This window comes from Microcystis sp. LE19-84.1B (assembly GCF_027531875.1).
Taxonomy (GTDB): Bacteria; Cyanobacteriota; Cyanobacteriia; order Cyanobacteriales; family Microcystaceae; genus Microcystis; species Microcystis panniformis.
The window spans coordinates 1-19,604 of record NZ_JAPZSR010000394.1 but is presented as its reverse complement, the minus strand read 5'-3'; the positions used below and the strand labels follow the sequence as shown (position 1 = coordinate 19,604).

The 19,604-nt window shown below is 42.2% G+C and carries 22 protein-coding genes and 1 pseudogene; 19 read left to right on the top strand and 4 right to left on the bottom strand.

Annotated features, from left to right (window positions below):
• Window positions 1-17: 17 nt before the first annotated feature.
• Window positions 18-374, bottom strand: a complete 357-nt coding sequence (locus O9324_RS22120) for a DUF1823 family protein (RefSeq protein ID WP_004161641.1) — start codon at window positions 372-374, stop codon at window positions 18-20.
• A gap of 32 nt (window positions 375-406) precedes the next feature.
• Between O9324_RS22120 and O9324_RS22115 the strand changes: the two genes are divergently transcribed.
• The 8 genes and pseudogenes from O9324_RS22115 (at window position 407) to O9324_RS22080 (ending at window position 5,448) form a co-directional block, all read left to right on the top strand.
• Complete coding sequence (locus tag O9324_RS22115; RefSeq protein ID WP_287697903.1) at window positions 407-553, top strand: hypothetical protein; 147 nt, start codon at window positions 407-409, stop codon at window positions 551-553.
• A 79-nt stretch (window positions 554-632) separates the two neighbouring features.
• Window positions 633-1,526 carry a DMT family transporter gene (locus tag O9324_RS22110; protein ID WP_002768146.1) on the top strand — a complete coding sequence of 298 codons (894 nt, stop codon included), beginning with the start codon at window positions 633-635 and terminating at the stop codon, window positions 1,524-1,526.
• A gap of 272 nt (window positions 1,527-1,798) precedes the next feature.
• Window positions 1,799-2,986: an RNA-guided endonuclease InsQ/TnpB family protein gene (locus tag O9324_RS22105; RefSeq protein ID WP_288141318.1), complete on the top strand. Its 1,188-nt coding sequence runs from the start codon at window positions 1,799-1,801 to the stop codon at window positions 2,984-2,986.
• A gap of 98 nt (window positions 2,987-3,084) precedes the next feature.
• Window positions 3,085-4,656, top strand: a complete 1,572-nt coding sequence (locus tag O9324_RS22100) for a Na+/H+ antiporter (protein WP_002788720.1) — start codon at window positions 3,085-3,087, stop codon at window positions 4,654-4,656.
• 18 nt (window positions 4,657-4,674) lie between these two features.
• A pseudogene (locus O9324_RS22095) lies at window positions 4,675-4,914 on the top strand (BrnT family toxin); the annotation flags it as partial.
• A complete protein-coding gene (locus tag O9324_RS22090) occupies window positions 4,859-5,032 on the top strand; it encodes a hypothetical protein (protein WP_271975562.1) in 174 nt (57 codons plus the stop codon). The pseudogene O9324_RS22095 and the gene O9324_RS22090, both read left to right, overlap by 56 nt.
• A gap of 1 nt (window position 5,033) precedes the next feature.
• Window positions 5,034-5,249, top strand: coding sequence for a PIN domain-containing protein (locus tag O9324_RS22085; RefSeq protein ID WP_287628326.1), 216 nt, complete (start codon window positions 5,034-5,036; stop codon window positions 5,247-5,249).
• Window positions 5,236-5,448 (top strand): hypothetical protein, encoded by a 213-nt coding sequence (locus tag O9324_RS22080; protein WP_002758270.1) that lies wholly within the window; start codon window positions 5,236-5,238, stop codon window positions 5,446-5,448. The genes O9324_RS22085 and O9324_RS22080 overlap by 14 nt, the downstream gene beginning before the upstream one ends.
• A 163-nt stretch (window positions 5,449-5,611) precedes the next feature.
• On the opposite strand, the gene O9324_RS22075 is transcribed toward O9324_RS22080, so the two are convergent.
• Window positions 5,612-6,127, bottom strand: coding sequence for a single-stranded DNA-binding protein (locus O9324_RS22075; RefSeq protein ID WP_287628327.1), 516 nt, complete (start codon window positions 6,125-6,127; stop codon window positions 5,612-5,614).
• A 205-nt stretch (window positions 6,128-6,332) separates the two neighbouring features.
• Here O9324_RS22075 and O9324_RS22070 point away from each other — a divergent pair, with 205 nt between their 5' ends.
• The 5 genes from O9324_RS22070 (at window position 6,333) to O9324_RS22050 (ending at window position 11,016) form a co-directional block, all read left to right on the top strand.
• A complete protein-coding gene (locus O9324_RS22070) occupies window positions 6,333-7,328 on the top strand; it encodes an amino acid ABC transporter permease (RefSeq protein ID WP_004156991.1) in 996 nt (331 codons plus the stop codon).
• Between the two features lie 264 nt (window positions 7,329-7,592).
• Window positions 7,593-7,970, top strand: coding sequence for a hypothetical protein (locus tag O9324_RS22065; RefSeq protein ID WP_002767056.1), 378 nt, complete (start codon window positions 7,593-7,595; stop codon window positions 7,968-7,970).
• A 64-nt stretch (window positions 7,971-8,034) separates the two neighbouring features.
• Complete coding sequence (locus O9324_RS22060; protein WP_288141317.1) at window positions 8,035-8,895, top strand: shikimate dehydrogenase; 861 nt, start codon at window positions 8,035-8,037, stop codon at window positions 8,893-8,895.
• A 29-nt stretch (window positions 8,896-8,924) separates the two neighbouring features.
• Window positions 8,925-9,968, top strand: coding sequence for an AI-2E family transporter (locus O9324_RS22055; protein WP_288141316.1), 1,044 nt, complete (start codon window positions 8,925-8,927; stop codon window positions 9,966-9,968).
• Between the two features lie 67 nt (window positions 9,969-10,035).
• On the top strand, window positions 10,036-11,016 hold the full coding sequence (locus O9324_RS22050) for a DMT family transporter (protein ID WP_288141315.1): 981 nt from the start codon (window positions 10,036-10,038) through the stop codon (window positions 11,014-11,016).
• 173 nt (window positions 11,017-11,189) lie between these two features.
• On the opposite strand, the gene O9324_RS22045 is transcribed toward O9324_RS22050, so the two are convergent.
• On the bottom strand, window positions 11,190-12,449 hold the full coding sequence (locus tag O9324_RS22045) for a class I SAM-dependent methyltransferase (RefSeq protein WP_288141314.1): 1,260 nt from the start codon (window positions 12,447-12,449) through the stop codon (window positions 11,190-11,192).
• Window positions 12,450-12,712: 263 nt separating this feature from the next.
• Between O9324_RS22045 and O9324_RS22040 the strand changes: the two genes are divergently transcribed.
• The 5 genes from O9324_RS22040 (at window position 12,713) to O9324_RS22020 (ending at window position 17,446) form a co-directional block, all read left to right on the top strand.
• Entirely contained in the window at window positions 12,713-13,582 is an 870-nt protein-coding gene (locus tag O9324_RS22040; RefSeq protein ID WP_288141313.1) for an MBL fold metallo-hydrolase, read from the top strand.
• 455 nt (window positions 13,583-14,037) lie between these two features.
• Window positions 14,038-15,630 (top strand): hypothetical protein, encoded by a 1,593-nt coding sequence (locus tag O9324_RS22035; RefSeq protein WP_288141312.1) that lies wholly within the window; start codon window positions 14,038-14,040, stop codon window positions 15,628-15,630.
• A 232-nt stretch (window positions 15,631-15,862) separates the two neighbouring features.
• On the top strand, window positions 15,863-16,501 hold the full coding sequence (locus O9324_RS22030) for a DUF2834 domain-containing protein (protein ID WP_288141311.1): 639 nt from the start codon (window positions 15,863-15,865) through the stop codon (window positions 16,499-16,501).
• Window positions 16,502-16,631: 130 nt separating this feature from the next.
• Window positions 16,632-16,925 carry a hypothetical protein gene (locus tag O9324_RS22025; RefSeq protein WP_002733401.1) on the top strand — a complete coding sequence of 98 codons (294 nt, stop codon included), beginning with the start codon at window positions 16,632-16,634 and terminating at the stop codon, window positions 16,923-16,925.
• Window positions 16,926-16,927: 2 nt separating this feature from the next.
• Window positions 16,928-17,446 (top strand): low molecular weight protein-tyrosine-phosphatase, encoded by a 519-nt coding sequence (locus tag O9324_RS22020; RefSeq protein ID WP_002786568.1) that lies wholly within the window; start codon window positions 16,928-16,930, stop codon window positions 17,444-17,446.
• A 14-nt stretch (window positions 17,447-17,460) separates the two neighbouring features.
• Here the strand turns inward: O9324_RS22020 and O9324_RS22015 are convergent, their stop codons facing one another.
• Complete coding sequence (locus tag O9324_RS22015; RefSeq protein WP_002786567.1) at window positions 17,461-18,117, bottom strand: response regulator transcription factor; 657 nt, start codon at window positions 18,115-18,117, stop codon at window positions 17,461-17,463.
• A 233-nt stretch (window positions 18,118-18,350) separates the two neighbouring features.
• Between O9324_RS22015 and O9324_RS22010 the strand changes: the two genes are divergently transcribed.
• Window positions 18,351-19,466 (top strand): branched-chain amino acid ABC transporter permease, encoded by a 1,116-nt coding sequence (locus O9324_RS22010; protein WP_288141310.1) that lies wholly within the window; start codon window positions 18,351-18,353, stop codon window positions 19,464-19,466.
• Window positions 19,467-19,604: the final 138 nt, after the last annotated feature.

Below are 19,604 nucleotides of genomic sequence, written 5' to 3'. Positions count from 1 at the left end.
AAAATAACTTTCCTTATCTATTTTAACCCATAAAAGCACAACCAATTAGCGGCGGTGGCACGGCGAGTCATGCGGGGATTGAATTGGCCAATTTTATAACCGGTAAAACCCAATTTATCTTTTAATAATTGTTTATTTTCTGGCAAGATCGATCGAGTTAATTTTACTGTTGGGGGACGATTGGCAATAAAATCTGGGGGTTCGGGATATTCACACCGCCAATCTTCCTCTACTTGACTATTATCCCATTTTCCTTGACTTTCATCGTAGCGATAACCTAAAGTTTGCCAGACCAATTTATTAACGGTTTCGTCGTCAATTTCATCGTTAATAATCGCCCAAATTGTCTCTATATTTAATTCTGGTAGTTCCATAGATCAAGTAAATGGGTGATGGGGTGTGGGGTGTGACCCCCCCAACCCCCCCGACATCGGGGGGGCAGGGGGGTGTGGGGAAGTGGGGAAGTGGGGAAGTGGGGAAGTGGGAAAGCTGTCTCATCACCCTATCACCCCAAAACCCTATCACCCTATCACCCCAAAACCCTATTTCCTGACCACTGACTCCTGCCTCCTGCCTACGGTTAAAATAACTGGTGAATAACATCATCGATCATCGCGCAAGCGTAGCCTATTTTGCCTCCTTCTAACGCCAAAATTATTTTTATTTTAACTATCGGTGTGGTGTCGGTTTCTGCATCGGCAATTTTTATCCGGTTAGCGATCGAAGCGGTAGGTAATGCTACGATCGCATTTAGTTTATTTTTAGCGACTTCCCGTCTGATCTTGGCTTCTGTTGTCCTAATTCCGAACTGGTTGACCTTATCACGCCAAAAAGTCCCTATTCAAGCCTATTATTACGCAGTGGGGGCAGGATTTTGTTTAGCTCTCCATTTTGCTACTTGGATTACTTCTCTATCCTACACCTCGATCGCCGCTTCCACCACTTTAGTCACCACTAATCCCCTCTGGGTTTCTCTGTTGGGTTGGTGGTGGTTTCGAGAAAAACCGACCAAATTAACCTTTATCGGCATTTTTGTGGCTCTAACGGGGGGATTATTGATTGTTTTAGCCGATCGAGATGTCAGTAGTTCTTATCCTAACCCTTTATTGGGCAATAGCTTGGCTTTAATTGGAGCAATTCTCGTCAGTGGTTATATTCTCCTCGGACGGGAAGCACAAAGAAAGGGCTTAAATATTAAGAATTATATAACTGTAGCCTACACTACCGCAGGATTAGCTTTATTACCTTCTATTTTTTTATTCGGTCAAGGTTACGAAAGCTATCCCTTATCCGTGTATGTTTATGTGTTAATGATGGCGATTTTTCCGCAATTAATCGGTCATACTAGCTTTAACTGGGCTTTGCGATGGGTAGCACCGACAATAGTAACCATGGTAATTTTATTAGAGCCAATCGCCGCTAGTCTGTTAGGAGTGTTCATTTTTGGTGAAATACCCCCCCAAGAAGTCATTTATGGCGGATTAATTCTATTAATCGGCGTAGGCATTGCTATTTTGGGCGGATAAGCTGTTAGTGTATCTAATATTACCGGTTAAGTGTGATCTTGATCGCGGATGGTAATCACAGACAAAAGCTAGATTAGTGTACAATGCTAACTGCATGAGAGTTTAGACAATCTGACTCACTTGAGCAATAGGGTTTTCGGGGAATTAATTCCCTGACTAGAGTTAGAAATATCCGATCATCGAAAATTTTGCGTCTGAAACCCCGCCGTTTTACGGCGGCTTTGCTGTTAAATATGAGCATCGTTTACGAAATATATGCTAAAATATGAGACATGGAAAAAGCCTATTCTTACCGATTTTACCCGACACCAGAACAAGAGTCGCTATTGCGGCGCACTTTGGGATGTGTAAGATTGGTTTACAATAAAGCTCTCCACGAACGAACACAAGCTTGGTACGAAAAGCAAGAAAGAGTAGGCTACGCTCAAACTTCTTCAATGTTGACCGATTGGAAAAAGCAAGAAGAATTAGACTTTCTCAATGAAGTAAGCTGTGTACCCTTACAACAAGGGTTAAGACATTTACAAACAGCTTTTACTAACTTCTTTGCTGGTCGTACTAAGTATCCTAACTTTAAGAAAAAACATCAGGGAGGAAGTGCCGAATTTACCAAATCAGCCTTTAAATTTAAAGACAAACAAATCTATTTAGCCAAATGCACAGAACCTTTACCTATTCGATGGTCAAGACAAATACCAGAAAGCTGTGAACCAAGCACAGTAACAGTCAGATTGCATCCCTCAGGGCGTTGGCATATCTCAATAAGATTTGATGACCCAACAATTAAGCCATTACCAGTAACAGATAAAGCCATCGGAATTGACTTAGGAATTAGTAGCCTTGTGATTACCAGCGATGGCGACAAAGTATCTAATCCCAAGCATTTTAAAAAGCATTATCAGAGACTGCAAAAGGCTTTTTTGTATCTTTCTCGAAAACAGAAAGGGTCAAAAAATCGGGAAAAAGCGAGAATCAAAGTAGCAAGGATTCACGCTCAAATCAACGATAGCAGAAAAGACCATTTACACAAGCTAACCACTCAATTAGTTCGTGAAAACCAAACGATTGTGGTTGAGAATTTAGCTGTCAAGAATCTGGTCAAAAACCCGAAATTATCTCAGGCAATATCTGACGTTAGTTGGGGAGAAATCACTCGACAATTAGCCTATAAATGCCGTTGGTACGGGAAAAATTACATCGAAATAGATAGATGGTTTCCCAGTTCTAAACGGTGCAGTAATTGTGGGTATATTGTGAAAGAGCTGCCGTTAAATGTTCGAGAGTGGGACTGTCCGAACTGTGGGACTCACCATGACCGAGATATTAACGCCAGTAAAAATATTTTGGCCGCAGGGCTTGCGGTGTCAGTCTGTGGAGCGACCATAAGACCAGAACAGAGTAAATCTGTTAAGGCAGGTGCGAAAAATCCTTCGGGAAAGAAGCAGAAACCTAAATCGTGAGGTTTGGGAATCGCCGTCCGTTTTAAGGCGGCGAGGATGTCAAAATAATTTAGATTGTTCTTTTCTTGCACGTCCGCTCACCGATTGCCTCCCACCCAATGAGTTTAGAATCCGCTACCGATGAAGTCATTAAGCAAAATTTAGAACAATTTCTAATTGTTTTGTCCGTTTCCCTGAGTGTGGCCACGGTTTCGAGGATTTTTAGCTGGTTTCGCCAAATTCCTTACACCCTATTGTTAGTGATAGTCGGTTTAGGTTTAGCTTTCATCGATATCCGTCTGGTGAACCTATCCCCCGAACTGATTCTAGAAATTTTTCTGCCCCCTTTGCTATTTGAAGCCGCTTGGAATACGCGCTGGCGAGATCTGAAGGATAATTGGATTCCCGTCAGTCTTTTCGCTATTGTCGGCGTAATTATCTCGATTTTCGGGGTTGGTTTTACCCTCGATGAATTGACCAATTTACCCCTATTTACGGCATTATTAGTGGGTGCGAGCCTTTCTTCTACGGATCCCGTTGCTGTTGTCGCTCTTTTTCGCGAATTGGGGGCCAGTAAAAAACTCACCGTGCTTTTGGAAGGGGAAAGCTTATTTAATGATGGGGTCGCTGTGGTCGCTTTCGCTCTTTTGGTGGAAATTCCCCTCGGCGCTAGTGGTCTATCCTTAGAGACAACCATTAGCCGGATTGCCGCTTTTATCGGTATCGGGGTGGCAGTAGGTTGTTTAGTGGGTTTTGGTATCTCCTATCTGACTCAACGTCTCGATTTACCCCTAGTGGAACAGTCTTTAACTCTTGTGTCCGCCTACGGTGCTTATTTATTAACCGAAGAGTTCGGGGGTTCGGGGGTAATCGGAGTGGTGACTACGGGGATTATTTTAGGTAATTTTGGCTCTAGAATTAGTATGAGTCCCCGTACTCGCCTATTAGTCACGGAATTCTGGGAGTTTCTCGCTTTTTTTGTCAATTCGATCGTTTTTCTCCTCATCGGCGATCAGATCCGTCTCTCCAGTTTAGCCGATAATCTCAATTTAATTTTTATCACGATCGCCGCCGTGGTAGCGGCCCGTTTTCTGGCTACTTTTGCTTTAGGAACTGTTAGTAATGCCTTGATGGAAACTAAAATTAATTGGCGGGAAAAAACGGTTTTATGGTGGGGAGGTTTGCGCGGTTCCGTTTCTATTGCCCTAGCTTTAAGTGTGCCGGTTATTTTTCCCAATCGTCAGGATATCATTGATATCGTCTTCGGAGTTGTTCTCTTTACTCTTTTAGTGCAGGGATTAACTATTCAAACTTTCCTATCGAGATTAGACTTGATCGGTGATCAACCAATTCGAGAAAACTATGCGGAACTTTTAGCCCGACGGGTAGCTTTAAAAAGGGTTTTAGATTATCTTTCTAAGTTAGATAAATCTCCCGATGTTGCCCCCGAATTTTTTAGTTATGAGCAGCATCTCGTCAAAGAAAAGTTAAAGACTGTAGAAGCGGAAATACAATCTCTCAACGATAGTTATCCCCAATTACAACTATTAACAATGGAACAACTTCGGGAAACCCTCCTAGATATCGAAGCTGATACCTACGCTGAATTTATTCGAGCCGGCCGTTTAACTAGCAATTTATCCCCCGTCCTCCAAGAAATTCTCGCTGAAAGTAAAATTAGTGAACAGTAGGACTATTTTAATTTTGCCAAGGAAATCTTTTCAGGAGTCTGGATATCAAAACCTGATAATCGCAGAGACTACGGCGAAGAAAGATTAATCGCTTTGGGACTTTTAGGAGAATTCGTCCTAGTTGCAGTGTACACTCTACGAGAACAGAAAATACGGCTTATATCTACAAGACGCGCTAATGCAGAGGAAAGGAGAATTTACTATGAGTATGTCGAGAGAGGAACAATTAAAGATCCTTGGTCAGATGAAAGATTCTGATATAGATTATTCAGATATAGCTGCTACTGATGCCGAATTTTGGCAAGAAGCTACTGTAGAAGCTGCCCGTTGGATGCTATCGAGGGAAACGCCCATCGCCAGTAGGGGCAATTCATGAATTGCCCCTACTCCGTACCTCCCAACTGGGTTTTAAGTTTTATGATGCCTTACATCTGGCTTTTGCCGAAGCGGGGGGCGCTGATGTTTTGCTGACCACCGATGACAGGCTGCTGCGAAAAGCTCAACAATATAGAGATTCAATTAACGTAACGGTAGAGAATCCCGTGATTTGGTTGATGGCGACTTTACAGGAGGATGGCAATGAAATTAGCTGAACTGAGAAAACAAGGATATCAAGCTTTAGTTGACTCTTTAGGGGTGGTGGGAATGCTCCGCTTCCTGCAACAATTGGAAGTCGGCCATGGCGATTACACCGCCGAGCGACACCAGTGGTTAGATGAACTGACCCTCGCCGATTTTCAGAGCTACGTTCAACAAAAGAAAAGTATCAATGGTGGGGAGTTAGGGGGTTAGAAGGCAAGAACTGGCTCTTCTGGTTTCTGTGTGGAAACGAGGTCTATACTGATAGAATATCCGCCAAATAGTGCTGAAAGTCTTGCCCGATAAGCATTCCACGATTCCATAAGCAAAAATTATCAGACAAAATCGAGAAGAGCCATTAATTCTGTTGGGGTGATTAGAAAGGAATATCGTCTAAATTTTCCTCCACCGATGTGTCAGAAGGTTGCCAAGCGGAAGGATTAGAAAGTTCATAGGATGCGTCATATTCAAAGTCCCCAGTGGATACAGGTGCGACGGGTTTTTCCACCGGGGTTTTATTCGATTTGTGGGTATTGATTGGCACGACTTTTTCTGGAGTCGGGGCTGCCATTTCACCGCTACTCACGCTACCGTCAAGATGATAGAGATGACTAATAACTAATTCGGCCCGTTTTTCCTTAAAACCTTCGGGACGATCGATCGTCTGCATGGAGAGACGACCTTCTAAAATTACCCGATCGCCTTCATTATAGTTCTGAGCGACTTCTGAGGCCAAATTTCCCCAAGCTACGGCCCTTAAATTAGCCGGGGTTGCCTCGGCACGATTGGGAGAAAACTCGACTAACATTTGAGCGTAGGGAGTTTGATTATCTTGGGTATAACGTAATTCGGGACGACGGACAATTTTAGCCATTAAAATGCAACTGTTCATGGTCGAAAATCAGTCTGAATTTTTCTAATAAGTGGGTGGGTGGAATTAAATATAAGATGAACGTAGGTTGGGTTGAAGCATGAAACCCAACGCCCGCATGGGTTACGCTACCGCTAACCCATCCTACAAATAATTGTGCCTTCCTACTTAGCACCATTGTACTGAAAAAGTACAAGGATCACCACTGTGGAGGTTAGGGAATTTTATGGGACTCTGGTTAAGAAAAAATCTCTTTAACACTTGGTACAACGTCATCCTAACCCTTGCGGGTCTATTTCTCAGCCTCTGGGGTGGCTTAAGTTTCCTTGATTGGGCGATAACTCAGGCAAAATGGGCTGTAGTGACGGAAAATCTCGGTTTATTTGTGGTCGGTCGTTATCCAGAACAGTCAATATGGCGGATTTGGCTAATTTTAACGATAATTGCGGCTTTATCGCTGTTTTCTTGGCAATTAAACCGGGGTCGCTTCCCCGATTGTCCCGCTTTTCTGCAACGCTGGTGGGGATTGCTCTGGTTATTGACTTTACCTTTAATTGCTTGGTTACTATTGGGGGGATTATTTTTAAAGGCAATTCCCCTCGATGATCTCAGTGGTTTAATCTTAACTTTATTAGTAGCGATCGCAAGTATGATTTTATCTTTTCCCTTGGGGGTATTATTAGCCCTGGGGAGACAGAGTGAATTACCGGCAATTCGTTGGCTATCTATTGGCTATATCGAATTATTGCGCGGTTTACCTTTGTTGGGAATTTTATTCATGGCTCAGGTGATGTTACCTTTAATTTTACCCGCCGGAACCAGACCGGAACGGGTAATCAGAGCGATCGCCGGATTTACCCTTTTTGCGGCAGCCTATCTGGCCGAAAATGTCCGGGGTGGTTTACAAGCGATTCCCAAAGGTCAAATTGAAGCGGCCAGAGCTTTGGGTTTAAAACCGATTTTCGTTTTATTATTGATCGTTCTACCCCAAGCTTTAAAAGCGGTCATTCCTGCTATTGTTGGTCAATTTATCAGTTTATTTAAGGATACTTCCCTACTGGCGATCGTGGGACTTGTTGACCTCTTGGGTATGGCAGGATCGGTTTTAGCTAATCCGAAATTTATCGGCGATTATCCGGAGGTTTATCTATTTTTGGCGTTTATTTACTGGATTTTCTGTTATTCTATGTCCCTAGCCAGTCGTAGGTTAGAACAGCGTTGATTGGGGTGCGGGGTGTGGGGTGTGACCCCCCCTGCCCCCCCGACATCGGGGGGGTGTAGGGTGTAGGGTGTCGGAAGAATAAATAGAAATAATCTCCTGTCTCCTGTCTTCCGTCTCCTGTCTCCCGTCTCCTGTCTCCTGTCTCCTAACCCCACCAACAGACTTATTCAGCAAACCCTACCTAGCTTTTTGTCATAAATATTGATATTATTTAACAATCAGCAGCAATTTATGGTAAATATATTTATTTAGGAGAGCGAGAAAATGGCTGGATTCTTTGGCCTGTTTGGCAATAAGACGAAATACGTCGATGAACCGATGGATATGAGCGCACCGGAACCGAAAGAGGCTTTTTACTTGGAACCCGATGACGCTAAAACTCTCGGTAATATCGACTTTATGCGGACACCGATCACGATCCGACGTACTTTCCCGAAAACTGCCTCGAATAAAAAGGGTGGCGAATCGATTAAACAGATTTCTTCTATGGAAGTCAGCAAAGTCACCGATAACGGTATTGTGGCAAAATCGGCCACTTCCGAGGCTAATAGTAACGCTAATGGTGCTAATGATAACGTTCGTCGCGCTAACGATGACAATATCAATCCTTTCCTGAAAATGGCCCGCGAAATCAAGAAATAGTATAGTAAGGTGAGCATTGGCTACCCTTGAGATCAAACTTTGGTGGGGAAAGCCCACCTTTTTTATGACCATTATTAACGGAAAAACCAAATTATTAGGCGTAATCGGCGATCCCGTCGGCCATACTCTTTCTCCCATCATGCACAATGCTGCTATCGATGCCTTGGGGCTAAATTATGTCTATCTTCCCCTACCTATCGCCCCGGAAAATTTAGCAACTGCGATCGCTGGTTTGGCTGCCATCGATCTACAGGGTTTTAGCGTCACGATTCCCCATAAATTAGCAATTATTCCCTTATTATCGCAAATTACCGAGAAAGCAAAGCTAGTAGGCGCAGTTAATACCGTCTGGCGCACGGAAACTGGCTGGCAGGGAACGAATACCGATGTGGATGGCTTTCTCGCTCCCTTGAAATCCCTTGACAAAGATTGGAGTCGGGTGAATCCAGTTATTTTAGGCAATGGCGGCGCTGCTCGGGCGGTAGTGGTGGCTTGCGCCCAGTTGGGCTGTGGCAAAATTCATCTGGTAGGACGCAATCAAAAGAAATTAGATCCTTTTAAAGAAAGTTGGGCGAATACCAGCCTCTATGACCTCCTAGAAGTGCATAGCTGGGACGAATTAGAAGGGCTGCTATCCACCACAGAACTCCTGATTAATTCTACCCCCATCGGAATGTCTCCCCAGGGCGAACAATCCCCAGTTGAGTTAGAATTATTAGACATTTTGCCACCATCGGCGATCGCATACGATCTGATTTATAATCCCCGGCCGACCAAATTTCTCCGGTTGGCCCGGACTAGAGGGATAAGAATTATTGATGGGTTAGAAATGTTAGTTAATCAGGGAGCGATCGCCCTAGAAATCTGGTTAGGTCAACCCGTCCCCGTCTCGGTCATGCGGGAAGCTTTGTTAAAACAATTCTAAATGTTAAAATCCTATTTCTGGCTTGATTTATGCCCCCTTCTAGCTCCTTTTGGAAAACTCTGAATAACTCGATTCTAGTGCGCTATCTATTATTATTTGGTTGTGGCTGGAGTCTGATTATCTTAATTAATTATTTCTACGGGACGATCGCTATTTTTACCGGTTCAGCGATCCTGGCTGCTCTATTAAATTATCCCGTGGTTTGGTTATCTCGTTATCTACCGAGAGGACTAGCCATTGCTATTACCACCATAGTAGCTTTTATCCTCCTATTTAGATTAGTCACAGGCATAGGATTAGAAGCAGTTAGTCAGGGGAAAGGACTAATATTCAATCTTACCGATGCCTTGGGTCAACAAGATTTTTTACCCTTTAAAGACTTTCTTGATCGATTAGATTGGAATAAAATGGTGGGAACCCTACAAACCGGTTTAGCCACGGGTTTATCGGTCGTACAAGGAGTTTTTTCCAGTGTCTTTACTGGCGTTTTCGGGGCGGTGATCAGTGTTTATATGCTCATCGACGGTGATAAACTCTGGCGAGGTTTTTTGCAACTTCTCCCCCCAGCATATCGGGAGCGTTTTGCCTCGTCTTTTCGACAAAGTTTTCTGGGATTTATTCGCGGGCAACTGTTATTAATGCTCTTTTTATCGTTGACGAGTTTCTTCAGTTTTTCCCTATTGGGAATTCAATATGGGCTAGTTTTGGCGGGTGTTCTTGGTGTTATCGATGCTATCCCAGGTATTGGTGCAACCCTGGGCATTTTGTTGGTAACTATCTTGACTTTTACCTCCCAAGGACTAACAATTGCCGTTAAAGCTTTTATTGTCTGTGTTGTCTTGGTACAAATTCAAGATAATATTATTCGCCCTAAAGTTATGGGCAATGCCCTAGAATTAAACCCGGTAATTTTGTTTTTATCTCTCTTTATCGGCGAAAGAATTGCGGGATTATTAGGTATTTTTCTCTCCATTCCTATTGCTGGAATGATTGCGATCTGGATCAGTTACGGGGAAGAAAAACCAATAACAGATTTAGAGGAAAATCAGTTAGAAGAAAGTCAAGAGAATTAAGAGCCGATCCCCAGTCTCTACTATACAATTAGGCAAATTTGTTATCTACAAAACTCGATCGCTACCTATGGAAAACTTAGATTTAAAGAAATCCTCGCCCTTCTTACTTATCTCACCGTTTTTTCTCTGGGGAACAGCGATGGTAGCGATGAAAGGTGTTATCCCCCACACCACCCCCCTATTTATGGCGGCAATTCGCCTTGTTCCCGCCGGAATGTTAGTTTTAATGGTAGCTTGGTTTTTAGGTCGTCCTCAGCCCAAAACCCTGCAAGCATGGCTATGGATTGCCCTGTTTGCTCTCATGGATGGCACTCTTTTTCAAGGTTTTCTGGCATTGGGATTAAATCGCACCGGGGCGGGGTTAGGATCGGTAATTATTGACTCGCAACCCCTAGCGGTGGCTTTAATGTCCAGTTGGCTATTTAAAGAAGTTATCGGTGTCTGGGGATGGTTGGGATTGGGTTTAGGGATTGGGGGAATTAGTTTAATTGGCTTGCCCGATCAATGGTTTTATGACTTTTTTGGACAAAAAGCGGTAAATATTGAATTTAGCTGGCAGGAATTACTAAATAGCGGCGAAATGCTCATGCTTTTGGCTTCCCTATCCATGGCGGTGGGAACAGTGTTAATCCGGTTTGTCTGTCGTCATGCGGATCCCGTCAGCGCCACGGGATGGCACATGATTTTAGGAGGATTGCCGCTATTTTTAGCTTCAGGTTTCACCGAATCCCATCAATGGCAAAATATAGATTTCAATGGTTGGTTAGCTTTAAGTTATGCCACGATTTTTGGGAGTGCGATCGCATACGGAGTATTCTTTTATTTAGCCGCCAAGGGCAATTTAACCAGTTTAAGTTCTTTGACTTTTTTAACTCCGGTTTTTGCCCTCACTTTCGGGAATTTATTCCTCGGTGAGATGTTAAGTGTATTGCAATGGGCGGGGGTATCTTTAACCCTTGTTAGTATTTATTTAATCAATCAAAGGGAAAGAATCGCCCCACAATTGCGGGCAATTTTTGCTAATCTTTCCTCTGCTTCCGTGAAGTAAACATAAGTGTTGTGTGTTGGGTGTTGGGTTTTAGGGTTTTGGGGTTTTAGGGTTTTGGAGTTTTGAGGGATTAGTTAAAATTTCCCCATTTCCCCATTTCCCTATCCCCCCATTTCCCTATCCCCCCATTTCCCCATTTCCCCATTTCCCCATTTCCCCATTTCCCCATTTCCCTATCCCCCCATTTCCCTATCCCCAATCTCTGATTTATACCCAAAAGCAACTAACTCAAATTCCGTGCGAATTACCTCGACTCTGGCAAAATTTGCTTCCTGTAATTTCTGGTTGAGATTTTGAGAGGTAAAACCCGTTTTGTGAGCCATATAGGGCATTCCGGGGACTTCTGTTCCCATGCCGTAAAACATCCATAAAGCGCGCACCGGACCACCGGGAGAAATATACAAAGGTTCATTTTCCATATCGCCTCTAGCGACAAATTCGGCGGCGGTTTGCATATCGGGAACCACAATCATCAAAAAGCCTTCGGGTTTAAGAATGCGTTTAAATTCCCCTAGGGCGATGGGAACTTCGTAATGATAAATATGTTCTAGATTATGACTAGAAAAAACCGCATCGACGGAGCTATCGGGAACGGCACTTAAATCGGTAATCGTTCCTAAAATATCGGGGTTAACAGCAGTATTAATATCGAGGCGAATTTCTTGCCAATTGCCATCGCGGAATAGTTGGGGTAAAGCTTCGGGATTATAGGGACCACAACCCACATTTAAAACCAGTTTTTTTGGGGATTTTAGCGCTGTTATCCCTGGGGGAGCATTCCAAGCTAATAAACAAATATTTGTCAAACCAAGCAAACCGTGATTAGCGACTTGATCATCTAAAATTATCTGAGCTTGGGGATGGGTTTTAGTAAAATCTTTTATTGCCTGTTGGAGAGCAGGATGCTGACATTTATTGATGATAATTAAAGCGGAATCAGACCAGAAATTTTTGGCTAAAAGTAAGGATATAAAGAGAGAGCGATAGTCTTCGGCGGCATCGTAGTAATAAACTCCCAGCTTTTCTTCACTGTTTAATTCTTCCAGATCATCGAAAAAGTTTTCCGTTTCTTGATCGCTTAAAAATATCTGTTCTGATAGTTGAAAATCCTCCAAATCCTCAGATAATATAGTTAGTTTTTCTCCCGATGGATCGTATTTAAAAAAAGCTTCTACGCCATAACCGCAGCGATCGCTATTATTGCAGAAAGCGGCGACTAAACTACCGCGACGAAAACAGCCAATTTGACAGTAAACCTCGTCCGGTTGCAGACAGTCAACGGCTAGATTGAGCAGGGGAAAGAGATTGCGATCAGGATAAGAGGCGGTTTTTTGGCTTAAAAGGGTTAATTGCTCGGAAATAGGCGACATTAAAGGCGATCCCCAATCCTGATACTGTTGGGGCAGTTTTTCTAAGAATTTTTGTAAATCCATACCTTGGCTCTTGCAAAAGTGACGATCCTCACCCCTTAATCATAGATCGTTGTGTTAAGCTGTACTGAGTTTAAACTGCGTAGGGGAAATTTTAGTACAAATGCTCAAACTGCTTCTCCCTGCTCCGCAGCTCCGGCGCTCCCCTGCAATCTTAACGAGTAATTTAGATAGTCAAGAGCTTAGAGATAAAGTCACCGCCTTAATTGTGGAAGAGTGCTAATCTGATCTGTTAGCCCATCAGCACAAGTAGAGAAACTTCTGATATGCCCTACAACTGCTTCCAGATTAAATTTTGGGGAGTACGGGGGAGTATTCCCTGTCCAGGTTCGGAAACCGTTCGTTATGGTGGTAATACTTCCTGTGTGGAGATGCAAGTCGGTGGAGAAAGATTAATTTTTGACGGTGGTACGGGGTTACGCATACTAGGACAGTCTTTGATGGCAGAAAGTCCGGCGAAAGCCCATTTATTTTTCACCCACTCCCATTGGGATCATATTCAGGGTTTTCCTTTTTTTACCCCTGCTTTTATCAGGGGCAATACTTTTAAAATCTACGCGGTTCCCTCTACTAACGGAGCAACCATCAAGCAAACATTACACGATCAGATGTTACATCCTAATTTTCCCGTGCCTTTGCAGATTATGGGGGCCGATTTAGAATTTTATAATCTAGAAATGGGCGAAACCCTCCACTGTGGCGATGTCAGCGTCGAAACCCGTCCTTTAAATCATCCCGGAGAAGCGGTGGGTTATCGGGTAAATTGGCGGGGTTTATCGGCAGCTTATATTACCGATACCGAACACTTTCCTGATCGCCTTGATGATAACGTTTTGGCTTTGGCCTGGCAAGCGGATGTCATGATTATTGATGCTACCTACACCGATGAAGAATACAACGATCCTAAGTATTCTAAGGTGGGTTGGGGTCATTCCACTTGGCAGCAGGCAGTCAAAATCGCTCAAGCAGCCCAAGTTAAGCAGTTAGTTCTATTTCATCACGATCCCGCCCATAATGACGATTTTCTCGATCGCATTGGGGAACAGGTAAGAAAGATTTTCCCTGAAACTATTCTCGCCCGGGAAGGCCTCTCGATCGAACTGCGGCCGGGAGATGATCAGATGGATGAAGCGTAACCTAAGTAGGTAGGCGTTAAAAATTATCAGATGCCCCCCTTATTAAGCTGTCCTTTAGTCACATCTTTCTTAACATTTCAAACCCTTGTAGCACAAGGCTTTCAAGACTCGGTTAACAATTTGTAATATTCCTTGTTGACACCCTTACTGACAAAGAAAAAACTGAAATCAAGTCAGGATAAGGGTTGTAGTGCTTACTGAAAAAATTGTTAAGAAAGATCCCTATAAGGGATAGGGGGGATCGAACCTAAAATCTATTTTTAATTTAATTATAACCAGCTACTTAACTACTTAACTGAATCTGCTAGGATGCTATCACAGAATAGAAGACTACATCTATTAATTGCTGAGGCAGAACTAAGTTTAACCGCTCTTTTTTAACCACTTCTATCGCTTTGGGTTCAAAAAATTAGGCGTTTTCGGTTTACCATAGTCAAAGTGTGCTTTCTAGGCTAATGACTTTGACTAAAACCCCCGTGAGCAGAAACCGTCGTTTTTCCCTACGCAATCTCTTTGAGACTTGCATGGCCCTATTGGTATTATGTAATTATATTCTGGTTATTTTCGATTTAACCTACATTCCCCTGCGAGATTTTTGGTTACAGGGACGCTTGCAAATAACTTTATTAAGATTTAATGAACCAATAAAACTTGGGACGATTTCCTTTCAAGAATTACAAATACCTCCCGACAAACCCCTAGAAATTCCCTTTGTTAAAGGAATCGCTAATTATGATGTGGTGAAAGGAATTAAACCCTATCGCAGTACCAGTGAATATTTAGCTACGGTTGATAAACTTAATGAACTAATCAATCAAAAGGTATTTAACCCAGAGTTTAATCTGCAAGAATATCGCCAAGAGATTGAGAAAATTTTAGCCAATTTACGCCAAAAAAGTGTCGATATGATCGATAATAATCCCTTTGCTTCGGCCGAGAAAACTGGGACTTTAGAGAAGATTAAAAATAGAATGCGCTTGCGGGTTTTTCAAACGGAAAATGTTTCCGCAAAAGCAGCCTTTCAGAAGTTTTGGAGTTGGGATTATCTCAGTGAAAATGGCTGGGAAAAAGAGTTGAAATTTTTCAATCAAGAAATTCAACCTTTAATAGAAACTAATTATTTTCGTCCCCTGGGAGAAGATGGGAGACCGATAGATAACTTTGAGGCGATCGATTTTTTATTTGGTATCGTCTTTTTCTGGGAATTTATGCTAAGAACTTGGTGGATTGCTCGCACTCATAAAGGTCTGCGTTGGCGCGAGGCTATGTTATGGCGATGGTACGATATTTTTCTGTTTATTCCTATCTGGAGATGGTTGCGATTTATTCCTACCGTTATTCGCCTAGATCAAGTTAAAATTATTAACTTAAGGGTGATTAAAGAACAGGCAGTTAAAGGCTTAGTTGCGCTAATTTCTAAAGATATTACTGAGATAATTTTCCTGAGAATTATTAATCAAATACAGGAATATATTCGACGGGGACAAGTGGAGAAATTTCTCGATAAATCCCTTAATGGTGGATATAATAATCTCAATGATACTAATGAAGTTATCGAAATTTTTCGGTTAGTAGTTAATAGTACCGTTGACAAGGTTTTACCGCAAGTTAAACCAGAAGCAGAAGCTTTAATTAAATACAATATCGAGAAAATTCTCAGTCAAACTCCCGCTTATCAAAGCTTATTGCGATTACCCGGCATGAAAGGGTTAAAAACTGACTTGAGCAATCGCTTATCTAGTCAATTGTATCAATCCTTTGTTAATATAGCTGACAAGATTACCCAAGAAGACGAAGTTTTTGAGCGTTTATTACAGCAATTAGTCCAGCGTTTCGGGCAATCTCTCGCCGGGGAATTACAATCCCGTCACAGTCTAGAAAGAATCGAGATGTTATTAATTATCTTCCTAGAAGAAGTCAAATTAAACTATGTACAAGAATTCTCGGATGAAGACTTAGAAACTATCCTCGAACAAACTCGCTTACTCCACTCTAAAAGTGCAGAAATTACCCCAGGAGAAACCATGAATCCTCGTCGTCTTCCCTAAAAATTAGTGATCATTGATTAGGTAATACTAAATCCGTTAAGTATAGGCTACTTATAAGAAGAGGCAAAAGGCAACCCCCCCCCTGCCCCCCCGACATCGGGGGGGAAAGGGGGAATAAATAATCAGTCTTTAATAACCGGATTTAGTATAATACTGCTTGACACTTTGATCACTTTTTTACTAAAATATCTGCTGAAATCCCATTACTCAATTAACCTAATTATCTACTCCCATGTTAACAAAAATTATTCTCGGTTTACTTTGGTTATGCTTCGGATTATACGCTTTTTTACTAGCACCCCCCGACCAACCAGATACAATGAATTTAATTATCAATCTTTCCACTGGCAAATGGCAAGATATTAACCCGTTAATTATCTCTCTTTTTAACCTGATGGGAGTTTTGCCACTTATCTACACTAGCCTTTTAATTATCGATGGTCGTGACCAAAAAATCATCGCTTGGCCCTTTGCTTTTGCCTCCTTTGCCGTGGGTGCTTTCGCTATTTTACCCTATCTAACTCTCCGTCAACCCAACAGCAGTTTTACCGGTAAAAAAAATCTGGTCATTAAACTTTTAGACTCACCTTGGTTAGGAGTAATTGCCCTAATTACTGCGGCAATTTTAATCGCTTACGGATTAATTAACGGCAATTGGTCTGATTTTTGGTATCAGTGGCAAACTAGCCGTTTTATTCATGTTATGAGTTTAGATTTCTGTCTTTTAACCCTATTATGTCCAATTTTGCTGCAAGATGATCTAACCCGACGGGGATTAAAAAATCCTTTCCTGTTGCCGGTAGTTTCCCTATTGCCTCTAATCAGTCCGGCAATTTATTTAATTATTCGTCCTCGCTTAGGGGATAATTAAGGGTAAATTCCCTTGAGCAAACTTAACCATTTCTTGACAAGAGAAGTTCATATTTGACAGAAATTATGCTGAGGTTCCCCTAAAATATCAGGAAAGAGATTAATGTCCAGATTAGAAGGAGTGTTTAACCTTGTTAGAGAGTCAAAAACCACCTCGGATTTACTGCTTTCAAGCTGATTATCTTGCCTCCCAACAATTTAACCCCCAAGAGATTCCCGCTTGGTTATCCTTAGAGGTAAACTGGCAGGGTTATAGAATTCATACCCTACCCTGGGTAGCAGACGTAGCTAGGGTATTAGGATTATTAGCGATCGAAGATACCCCCCAAGGGTGGCAAGATTATTTAGAAAGCTTGGGATTAGCCAAAATTAGGTTAATGGACAGCGAGGAGTTTTTTGAGGATAAATCTTTATCGGGATGTTAAAAATGCCCTATAATTGGCAATTTAGTGATGATTCTACCGGTCAATTTATGCCTTATAAACTACTCTTCGTCTGTTTAGGAAATATCTGTCGTTCTCCCGCTGCCGAGAATATCATGAATTATCTGATTGAACAAGAAGGATTAGGCAATAAAATCCTCTGTGATTCTGCGGGAACTGCCGGTTATCATATCGGTTCTCCTCCTGATTCTCGCATGAATACGGCGGCTAAAAAACGCGGTATTCCTTTGCAAGGGACAGCTAGACAATTTACCCGCGAGGATTTCGAGAATTTTGATCTAATCCTAGCCATGGATAAAGCCAATTATCAAGATATTTTATCCCTAGATCGGACAGGAAAATATCAAGAAAAGGTCAAGTTAATGTGTGACTATGCTCGTTATCACCCTGAAAAAGAAGTTCCCGATCCCTACTACGGTGGTCGTGAAGGTTTTGACCGCGTAATCGAGCTACTTTTAGACTCCTGTGGCAGTCTTTTGGAGGAAGTAAAAAACAAAATTTAAGTTTTTTATTTCAGCTAATCGATTAATCTATGTTCAAGGGAAAAACGAACCAATTCGGCGCGATTGTTAGTAGTTGTTTTTCTGAGCAAACTACTAACATATTTCTCGATCGTGCGAGAACTAAGATGCAGTTTTTGCCCAATTTCACTATTAGAAAGTCCCCGGGCTAAATGTTCTAACACTTCCCGCTCGCGATTAGTTAACTTAAAATCGTCCTGTAAAGAAGAAGTTAAAACAGCCGTAGTTTTGGGGCTTTCTTCTGGTCTTAATTTCTGATATTGACGTTCACTTTGCACCATTTGCGATCGCTCTAAAAGATTGCGAATAACTGCTTTTAATTCCTCCATCTCAAAAGGTTTAGGAAGATAGATATCACAACCCACTTGATAACCGCGGATTCTTTCCTCTGTTGACCCTCTTTCGGTTAAAAAAATTACTGGTAATAACCTAAATTCTGGCTGTTGCCGCACCTTAGTCACCAAAGAATAACCGTCTAAACGCGGCATTTTGATATCCGATACCAAAAGATGGGGATGATAGGTATCCAATAAATTCAAAGCTTCCAAACCATTACTCGCCGCTACCACACTATAACCTGCTAATTCTAAATAGTCTTTGACCGCTAGGCGGATACCGGGGTCATCATCGGCAATTAGAATCAAAAGAGGCATAGAAATCAACAGGACAAGGTTTTTTCGTTATTAATAGCCTAGCACCCTCCGCTCGTCACAATTGTCCATCAAGCTACAGAGGCCGTTGTAACTGATATTATACTAGCAGTTAGCTATCAGCCTTTTCAGTGATCAGTAATCAGTGATCAGTAATCAGATGTGAGTTTTCAGCTTTTTTCTCCCCAACTCCGGCGTTCCCCCACTCCCAACCCCTTTTTTACTTTTTACTTAAGATGACAGATTATTTAGTTTCCCTGACAATTTGGGCGGGTATTTACGCGATTTTTGCCCTCGGTTTAAATCTACAATGGGGATTTACTGGCTTAATTAACTTTGGTCACGTTGCTTTTGCCACTTTAGGGGCTTATGCAACGGTTTTATTGACTTTACAGGGTGTACCGATGATTTTTGCCGCCATTGTCGGGGCGCTCCTAGGAGCATTGTTGGGATTGGCTATCGGTTTTTCCACCCTGAGATTAAGAGCCGATTATCTGGCGATTGTCACCATCGGGGTGTCTGAGTTAATTCGTTTACTGGTGCTTAACGAGGATTGGTTAACGAAAGGCAGTTTCGGACTACAACGTTATCCCCTACCTTTGGATATAAATCCCAGTTTTCCCGTCAAATTATTAATTATTGCCCTGTTTACCCTGCTTGCTATCTTTGCTCTCTGGCAATTGGGGCGCAATCTGCAACGACAATGGCGCGAAGCGGGGCAAATTAGCGGCAAAAGCTATCAACCGACGCAAAAGAGAGCTTTAATCTTTTGGGGGTTGTTAGGGGCGATAATACTGCTTTTTCTGTATATAAACGGTGTAATTGCCTTGAATGACTATAATTACAAAGCTGGGTTGATGGTGGTAGTTTTAGTCCTCCTCGCTCTCGTTTATACTGGTTTAGAATTACTTTTGCGATCGCCTTGGGGACGCATCCTCAAAGCTATCCGGGAAGATGAAGAAATTCCCCGGGCCTTGGGAAAAAATGTCTTTTGGTATAAGTTACAATCTTTGATGTTAGGCGGTGCGATCGCTGGTTTAGCCGGGGCTTTTTTAGCCTGGCAATTAACCACTATTTACCCGACTAATTTTGAACCGTTATTGACTTTTAACGCTTGGATTATTATCATTCTCGGTGGCTCTGGTAGCAATGCCGGCACCTTACTAGGATCAATAATTTTCTGGGCTTACGATTCCCTGACTCGCTTTATTCTACCCCGATTAGATATTTTTAATGATAGCCAATTGGGGGCTTTACGGATTATGATTATCGGTCTGCTGCTCATGGTTTTAATGATCTGGCGCCCCCAGGGTATCCTCGGCAAAAAAGAGGAGTTAACTTTGGGAAAATAATTTCAGTTATCAGTTATCAGTTATCAGTTATCAGTTATCAGTTATCAGTTATCAGTTATCAGTTATCAGTTATCAGTTATCAGTTATCAGTTATCAGTTATCAGTTATCAGTTATCAGTTATCAGTTATCAGTTATCA

Coding starts and splice junctions, on each gene's coding strand:
- O9324_RS22090 (WP_271975562.1), top strand. CDS start 4,859: ATGAGTATGTCGAGAGAGGAACAATTAAAGATCCTTGGTCAGATGAAA.
- O9324_RS22035 (WP_288141312.1), top strand. CDS start 14,038: ATGACTTTGACTAAAACCCCCGTGAGCAGAAACCGTCGTTTTTCCCTA.
- O9324_RS22070 (WP_004156991.1), top strand. CDS start 6,333: ATGGGACTCTGGTTAAGAAAAAATCTCTTTAACACTTGGTACAACGTC.
- O9324_RS22065 (WP_002767056.1), top strand. CDS start 7,593: ATGGCTGGATTCTTTGGCCTGTTTGGCAATAAGACGAAATACGTCGAT.
- O9324_RS22015 (WP_002786567.1), bottom strand. CDS start 18,117: ATGCCTCTTTTGATTCTAATTGCCGATGATGACCCCGGTATCCGCCTA.
- O9324_RS22100 (WP_002788720.1), top strand. CDS start 3,085: ATGAGTTTAGAATCCGCTACCGATGAAGTCATTAAGCAAAATTTAGAA.
- O9324_RS22055 (WP_288141316.1), top strand. CDS start 8,925: ATGCCCCCTTCTAGCTCCTTTTGGAAAACTCTGAATAACTCGATTCTA.
- O9324_RS22020 (WP_002786568.1), top strand. CDS start 16,928: ATGCCCTATAATTGGCAATTTAGTGATGATTCTACCGGTCAATTTATG.
- O9324_RS22105 (WP_288141318.1), top strand. CDS start 1,799: ATGGAAAAAGCCTATTCTTACCGATTTTACCCGACACCAGAACAAGAG.
- O9324_RS22080 (WP_002758270.1), top strand. CDS start 5,236: ATGAAATTAGCTGAACTGAGAAAACAAGGATATCAAGCTTTAGTTGAC.
- O9324_RS22050 (WP_288141315.1), top strand. CDS start 10,036: ATGGAAAACTTAGATTTAAAGAAATCCTCGCCCTTCTTACTTATCTCA.
- O9324_RS22060 (WP_288141317.1), top strand. CDS start 8,035: ATGACCATTATTAACGGAAAAACCAAATTATTAGGCGTAATCGGCGAT.
- O9324_RS22075 (WP_287628327.1), bottom strand. CDS start 6,127: ATGAACAGTTGCATTTTAATGGCTAAAATTGTCCGTCGTCCCGAATTA.
- O9324_RS22040 (WP_288141313.1), top strand. CDS start 12,713: ATGCCCTACAACTGCTTCCAGATTAAATTTTGGGGAGTACGGGGGAGT.
- O9324_RS22010 (WP_288141310.1), top strand. CDS start 18,351: ATGACAGATTATTTAGTTTCCCTGACAATTTGGGCGGGTATTTACGCG.
- O9324_RS22045 (WP_288141314.1), bottom strand. CDS start 12,449: ATGGATTTACAAAAATTCTTAGAAAAACTGCCCCAACAGTATCAGGAT.
- O9324_RS22120 (WP_004161641.1), bottom strand. CDS start 374: ATGGAACTACCAGAATTAAATATAGAGACAATTTGGGCGATTATTAAC.
- O9324_RS22030 (WP_288141311.1), top strand. CDS start 15,863: ATGTTAACAAAAATTATTCTCGGTTTACTTTGGTTATGCTTCGGATTA.